This is a genomic window from Pelosinus sp. sgz500959 (assembly GCF_042610375.1).
In the GTDB taxonomy this organism is placed as follows: Bacteria; Bacillota; Negativicutes; order DSM-13327; family DSM-13327; genus CTSoil-075.
Map to the genome: position 1 here is coordinate 597,516 of NZ_JBGJZL010000001.1, position 7,122 is coordinate 604,637.

At 34.5% G+C, this 7,122-nt stretch carries 6 protein-coding genes and 1 rRNA gene; 1 reads left to right on the forward strand and 6 read right to left on the reverse strand.

What is annotated here, in order from left to right; all coding sequences use genetic code 11:
* Positions 1-21 precede the first annotated feature (21 nt).
* The 4 genes from ACAN52_RS02595 to ACAN52_RS02610 all read right to left on the reverse strand — a co-directional run bounded on the left by ACAN52_RS02595 (position 22) and on the right by ACAN52_RS02610 (position 4,811).
* Positions 22-1,308 carry a DUF445 family protein gene (locus ACAN52_RS02595; RefSeq protein ID WP_378951753.1) on the reverse strand — a complete coding sequence of 429 codons (1,287 nt, stop codon included), beginning with the start codon at positions 1,306-1,308 and terminating at the stop codon, positions 22-24.
* A 19-nt stretch (positions 1,309-1,327) separates the two neighbouring features.
* Positions 1,328-2,569 carry a DUF445 domain-containing protein gene (locus ACAN52_RS02600; RefSeq protein ID WP_378951756.1) on the reverse strand — a complete coding sequence of 414 codons (1,242 nt, stop codon included), beginning with the start codon at positions 2,567-2,569 and terminating at the stop codon, positions 1,328-1,330.
* Complete coding sequence (locus tag ACAN52_RS02605; RefSeq protein WP_378951759.1) at positions 2,566-2,955, reverse strand: YkvA family protein; 390 nt, start codon at positions 2,953-2,955, stop codon at positions 2,566-2,568. Before ACAN52_RS02605 ends, ACAN52_RS02600 begins: the two co-directional genes overlap by 4 nt.
* A 119-nt stretch (positions 2,956-3,074) precedes the next feature.
* Positions 3,075-4,811 (reverse strand): hypothetical protein, encoded by a 1,737-nt coding sequence (locus ACAN52_RS02610; RefSeq protein WP_378951761.1) that lies wholly within the window; start codon positions 4,809-4,811, stop codon positions 3,075-3,077.
* 241 nt (positions 4,812-5,052) lie between these two features.
* Between ACAN52_RS02610 and ACAN52_RS02615 the strand changes: the two genes are divergently transcribed.
* Positions 5,053-5,421 carry a methylglyoxal synthase gene (locus ACAN52_RS02615; RefSeq protein WP_378951764.1) on the forward strand — a complete coding sequence of 123 codons (369 nt, stop codon included), beginning with the start codon at positions 5,053-5,055 and terminating at the stop codon, positions 5,419-5,421.
* A gap of 146 nt (positions 5,422-5,567) precedes the next feature.
* Here ACAN52_RS02615 and mqnE read toward each other — a convergent pair whose 3' ends face one another.
* Both mqnE and rrf read right to left on the reverse strand, forming a co-directional pair.
* Positions 5,568-6,653, reverse strand: a complete 1,086-nt coding sequence (gene mqnE / locus ACAN52_RS02620) for an aminofutalosine synthase MqnE (RefSeq protein WP_378951767.1) — start codon at positions 6,651-6,653, stop codon at positions 5,568-5,570.
* Positions 6,654-7,029: 376 nt separating this feature from the next.
* Positions 7,030-7,122: ribosomal RNA gene (gene rrf / locus ACAN52_RS02625) — 5S ribosomal RNA — on the reverse strand; the annotation flags it as partial.

Below are 7,122 nucleotides of genomic sequence, written 5' to 3' on the forward strand. Positions count from 1 at the left end.
TTCCCCCATAAGTCTCCTCTATCACCATCCTTGTATCATCGGAACGATATAATCATTATAAAAATAATGTAAGAATAAAAATACTACGAGACCTACTATACCACCCACTACAGAGCCATTAATACGAATCCACTGAAAATCATCACCAGCTTTATCTTCCACGAAATCATTTAATTTGTCATCTGTAAATTCACTTAAAACTCTTTGAACCATTTCTCCAATTATATAATGCTCTTTTTCAATAAATTGATATGTCGCCTGCTTGATACGCACTTCTAACCATTCCTGTATTTCATTATTTCCCTTGAAAAACTCCCAATACTCATGAATTTGGCTACAAACCCAATCAATCAATTGAGTATATAATTTAGGATCTTTTGTTGCACTAAAATCATCCACCATCTGCATTGCCACTTCATTTAACTTTACATCATTCGCAAGGGTTACTTTCCAACTCTCAATTTGTTCAAACCAAGCAATATTCATCTCAGGCTGCTCAACTAAGTTTGTTAATTTCTCATCGATCCACGTATGCAATATATGCTCTGGATTTTTAATTTCCTGCAACATTGTCACTATTTCTCCATAAAAAGTCTCTACTGCATCAGAAATATTTACACTATTAGTCTGCTCTCCTAACCAAATAAAAACTCTTTCCAGAGATGAACGATTTGTTCCTTGTGCTAATTCTTCAATATGTTTGCAAATTTTTTCTTTTATCTCAATTTTTTCAAGTTGATTGATTACTTCAATCACAATATAAGTTGTAAAAACTTGAACTTTTCTTTCATTTAATAACCATCTGACCAGACTTTTCAGCTGAGAAATAGTGTTAATATTACGAATTTCCTTTCGCACAAAGATATCCAAATATCCCACGATCTCTTGAAAATCTAGATTAGCAATCACCTCTTGGTACGACTTTTCTAACCAACTTCTTAATAAAAATTGACTTCTTTTATTCTCGATAAAACCAATTACTAAGGTAACAAAACAAGTATGATCAACTCTTTTTTTTATAGATTCTACATTAAGTAAATCTTGATCGATAAAACTTCGGATAGCCCCTATCATCCGTTCACGATGACGAGGAATCAATGCTGTATGCCATGGAAATCCTAAAGGTTTTTTAAAAATTGCTGTTATCGCAAACCAGTCAGCCACCCCTCCTACCAAAGCCGCCTCCATAACTGCATAAAACATTTCTACAATTAATTTACCTTTATAAAAATACTTAAGTCCAATGGATAATAGAAATAAGAAACAGACTACCAATAATACTTTATTTGCTATATTTTTAGAATTCACGATTTTTCACCTACATTTTTCATAGCCAAAATGTTAATATATGTATTATAATGCCTACAAATCCTCCAACTACAGAACCATTAATCCGAATCATTTGTAAGTCATTCCCTAATTTATCCTCAATAAAATTGACTAATCTCTCATTGGTAAATCCATTCAGACTATCCTTTACAATTCGCCCGATTTCATCATGATGATCGTCGACCCATTCGTTCACTACTGATTTTAGATAAATGTCCACCTTTTTCCGTTCTTCTTGATTTGCAGTAAAATCAGTTACTAAAATATCAAACTGAGTCACAAGAGATTCCATTCCTCTGACTACTATTCGATTATCTACAGTAGACTTACGATAAATAGTCATTATGATTTGAGCAAGATGTTTTCCCAACTTAAACTTAGATATAATATTTTTCTGGATATACGACTCAATGATTTGCTGAGAACTTACATCGTTTTGTAGTTTCAGTATGAATTGCTCTAGTCGTTTCTTTCCTTCGCGTCGTATCGGATGATCACTTGTTTTCATCTCTGATAATGTACTAATCAGACCATGTTGAACCCCACTCGCTAATTGCTTAGGTGATAAGTCCATTAATCGATTAAATAATTTTCGTCTATTCATACCACGTTCATATTTTTCTTGAACAGCTATAAATACTTCTTCTAATAACCCAACAAAATTTTTATTTTCAATAACAATAATACATTGCTGAATGATCACATCTAACATTTTTTCATCATATCCATGGCGAAAAAGCCATTGAGACATATAAGTAACACAAGGAAGAATTTTTATATTTTGGACATGCTCTTCGACAATGTTCTCGATTATTTTTTCTAGCTCATCATTCTTAATCTGAAGAAGAAAGTCTTGTAAAAATCGATAGATCATCTTTTTCAGATCTTGTCGACTACGCTGTATATCCACAAAATAAAGCAATATTAGTGATAGATCATATTCATTTAATCGCTTCTTTATATTTTCTTTCATTAATATTTCATGTTCAACCATATAAACCAAAGCTGAGAATATCTTCTCTCGATTTCGCGGAATAATCGCCGTCCGAAAGGGTATCCCTAGAGGACGGTGAAATAAGGCTGATACAGCAAACCAATCTGCAAGTCCACCGATCATTGCTGCCCTAAAGCCACTGGCGAAAAAACCTCCCATAAGAGTATGCTGAAAAGGATAACTGATGAAAAATCCCACGGATACCAGTACTAAAATAAATGTCGCTTTATATCGATTTTCTATCATAATTTCCCGTTAATCTCATCAATATCATTCTCACTAGCCTCACCAAACCAAGATGCTAATTGAGTTTTTGCTTTATTCTTAACCTCACTATCAATATACATAGATACTGCCGCCAAGGCCATCATTAATGCTCCAAAATCATCTGTATATCCAATCATAGGTAGAAAATCAGGAATAGCATCAAATGGGGCAATAAAATATCCTAAGGCCCCAATAATCGTAGCCTTTACTTTTAGAGGAACGTTATCCTTTTGCAAGGTATAATATAATAACAGTACGGTATAGACTAATTTTTGCCCTGCTTTAACAGTATTTTTTTTTAATTTTTCAATTAATACTTTCTGGTTGTATTGATTTGAGTAACTATCATCATGTATTTTAGTCATGAAAATTCCTCCTATAAGTCTATTGACTCTAAGCTTTTATTAAAAAATAAAGAAATAAGCCTTTCTTGTCTCTCATTCTATAAAAAATAATCCTTCTGCACAAGCAGAAGGATTATTTTTTAGTAGTTTTCCCCTTTAAAGTCACTAATATTTAATACATTTTCTTTTGTATCATTGGCCGTAATCACTACGATATCCCCAACTTTAGCCAAAGGTACCTTGGGAGAATTATTGGCATTTCCAATAAAGATTCGATTATCGCCTTCTACCATGAAATAAAAGTAGGATTCTCCGCCTTTTACGACATGGGAAACTCGACTTAATTTACCTTGCAGCCTGATGGGCTTAAGTTCTTGACTTGGTATAAATTGATTGCCTTTACTCGCAAGAACTTGCTGATAGATTCGTAGACCACTTTCAATATCAGGTCCTACGCCAACTAAATTATAATTTTCTACAGATATGAATGCCACTGCTTTAAGTAGTCCTTCTTTATCTTTCATAGGGGAGATATAAGTAGGAACTCCACCAATGTTATATAGGATAGGATATCCAGAACGATACCCTTTCTCTTGTACTTGCCCTTCGGCCGATTTCTTGGCACCAGCCTCATCAGCCCCTGATACTTTGTACCATTTAGCCTCTTTTGTACGGGAATTTACCATAATAAACCCAACAGAACTTCCATCCTTACCTGAGGAAGTAATACCAGTATACCAATATACATTATCATCATTACCATAAATCAAATGTAGCTCGTTACCTGTTGGTTTCAGAGTACCAGTTTTTGCAAAAATACTATTCCAAAAGCCATTAATGTATTCGCCCCAATCCCTAATCTGCCGATATATAAAATCTTCAGGTTGTATTCGATCTATCCAGCGGGGTATATTTTCGAGTGTATAATGAATAATTTCACCAGTTTGAGCATTGACAGTCACTGCTCCTACTGCATCGGATCCATGATAACCAATTTTATTTTTATACAGCGTAACGACCCAATAAGGATTTAGATCATCATCAACTTCAAATGAAAAATCTGAAATTCCAATATTAAATAATCCATGAAAATATAAGTACCTTGGCAAATAATCAAATAAAAATCCTTTCATTTGGTATTTTAAATGAACTTCCTGACCATTTACATCTTGAATCAATCTTACATCTTGCGGGTTTGTCGCAGAGACCATAACATAGCCTTTGCTCCCTTTGCTATAATTGGTCAACCATTGAAAAATACCTCTATGCTCTAAAGGAGCTACATAATATAATTTATTTTGTACTTTTTGCAGTGAGAGTTCTCCTAATTGTACCTCACTGCCCAAAGCTGGTACCTCACCAATTTTTTTATCTGCTAATTTACGAGCCGTTTCTTCATCGACAATACGTATCTGAGATAAATTAATCGGTTCAACATCAACTGTAAATGAACTTTCTTTAACCTCTCCAAGTAAACTCCGATATGAGTTACTATAAAGAATTGGCGCACTCGTTAATATGGGAAATACTAATAAGTTGGACATACCAATCACAAGAAATATAATTCCCACAATCCCAATTGCTTTATATTTTTTAAAATTTTTGCCATTATTTTGATAATCAGCAATATCAACAATATGTACACGTTCCTGAAAAATTTGGGGAAATACTTTCTTCAGCATTTCTCCCCAAGCTGTTTTTGCAACAAACTGCCTGAATTTTCCAAGAAGGATCATTGCTGAAATAAACATTAACAAGATACCCCAAGCAATAATTAAATTTGACCATCCGATAAACCCGAATGCCAATACAGGCATTTCCATAAAAAAGTATAAAAAATTTACAATACAGAATAATCCAATCATAAATGGCCACATTTTCATTCACTCCTCACAAAATAAAACCTCAATTATCTTAATATGCTCATATTCGCCATATCCGTATACGCATCCTGCAAGAAATAGGAATCTATGTCATATTATCTTATTTATGTATCCTTTTTATAGAAATATTTATAATATTTCACAATAACATAACTCCTTACATATATTTATTTCAACCTTAAATTTAGCTGTGTTATAATTAACATATATATGAAAAGGTAGGTGTCTTATTCAAATGAAAACAATCGCATTAATTGCTCATGATCGCAAGAAAGAATCTATGCTCGCTTTTGCCCGTCAACATCAAGAATTATTGTCGAAGCATACTTTACTAGCCACTGCTACCACTGGACGTCTTATAAAAGAAAATATAGGCTTACCGATTACCACCTATTTATCAGGCCCTCTTGGTGGTGACCTTCAAATAGGTTCACGCATCGCTAGTCAAGAAGTCGACATGGTTATTTTCTTGCGTGATCCATTAACAGCTCAACCCCATGAACCAGATATTAATGCTCTCCTTCGCGTTTGCGACGTACATAATGTTCCTGTAGCAACAAATGAATCTTGTGGGCATTTATTACTTTCCACAATAGGTGAGTAATACCTTCTAGGCTGTCTAGCTTCATTTAGATTTTAATAAAATATAAAAAAAGTAGGAGTCGTTTTTAACCTCTCCTACTTTTTTTCTAATCAGAGAATCTATCACTTTTTAAATAGCTTTATGTTCTCTCAATACTAACTTTCGATTTACAATATTTTAACTATGTTATACATAGAATCTCGCTCAACAGGAATACGGCCTGTCTCTCTGATTGTATTAATGATGACCTCTTTTGTAAGTGATTTTGCCGATTTTGCTCCTGCCGCATGCATAATTTTTTCTTCACTTACTGTACCATCAATATCATTTGCTCCAAAACCCAATGCTAATTGAGCAATTGGAAGAGTTAACATGACCCAATATGCTTTAATGTTTTTAAAATTATCAAGCATTAAGCGAGAAATCGCCATTGTCTTCAGTTCATCCCACACTGATGTTTGAACAATTTTACCATCTAATACGGTATTATGGGGATGAAAAGGAAAGCAAATAAATGTTTGGAAACCACCAGTCTCATCTTGCAGCTCTCGAAGAGATAGCAAATGGTCAACCCTCTCTTCTAAGGTTTCAATATGTCCATATAACATACTTGCATTGCTCCGAATACCAATTTGATGGGCAATCCGTGCAACATTAAGCCATTCAGTTGCTGTAGCCTTATTCGGGCAAAGTTCTTCGCGTACACGATCTGACAAAATCTCTGCACCACCACCCGGCATAGAATCTAAGCCTGCAGCATGTAGCTCTGAAAGAACTTCTTTAATTGACTTACCAGAGATTTCAGCGAAATGAGTAATTTCAACGGCCGTAAATGCTTTTAAATGAATATGAGGTAAGGCTTCTTTTAAAGCCTTTATAATATTTAGATAATATTCAAAAGGCCAATCTGGATGTAATCCACTGACAATATGAAATTCTCTAAGGTCTTCATCTTTCGCTGCCAACATAGCAATTTCCATAACATTATCTTTATTCATTGCATATGACTGTAGACTATCAGCGTCGCAGCCAAAAGCACAAAAATCACAACGAGAAGTACAAATATTGGTTAGGTTAATGTGACGGTTTACATTGTAATATACATACTCACCACTAACCCGTTGTCTAACTAAATTAGCTAAGGACCCCAGCCATGCTAAATCATTACTTTTAAATAATGCAATACCGTCTTCACGCGTAAGTCGAACTCCATTTTTTACTTTATTTTCTATTTCATCAAACACTATACTCACAAATTGCCACTCCTTCCATACTTGTATTCTTCCCTAAGTGAGCAATAACTTCCTGCTAAATAAAAAGAGTTTTTTAAATTTTGTTTTTTGAATACTTATTATTATGTTAACACGTTATTCTAACGAAATGAATCACTTAAATCTTTTTACTCACTATCGTTTGCAAAAGTTTAGTTTATGATCATGTTAGGCTCACGTGCTCGGTGATTTGTCAGCAATAATCCCCCATATGCGTCGTTACTCCTGCGCGCGCTCACTTCGCGTACTCAGTACTGCTCTAGATGCTCGTCATGCCTAGCATCTAGAGCATCCTCACCAATCTCAGGAACGACGATAAGAAAAGAAAAAAGCACTCATTTGCATGAGTGCTTTTACTAACCAGCAACTACTTATCCTCCCAGGCCGTTTCCAGCCAAGTACTTTCAGCGTATATGGGCTTAACTACTGTGTTCGGTATGGGAACAGGTGG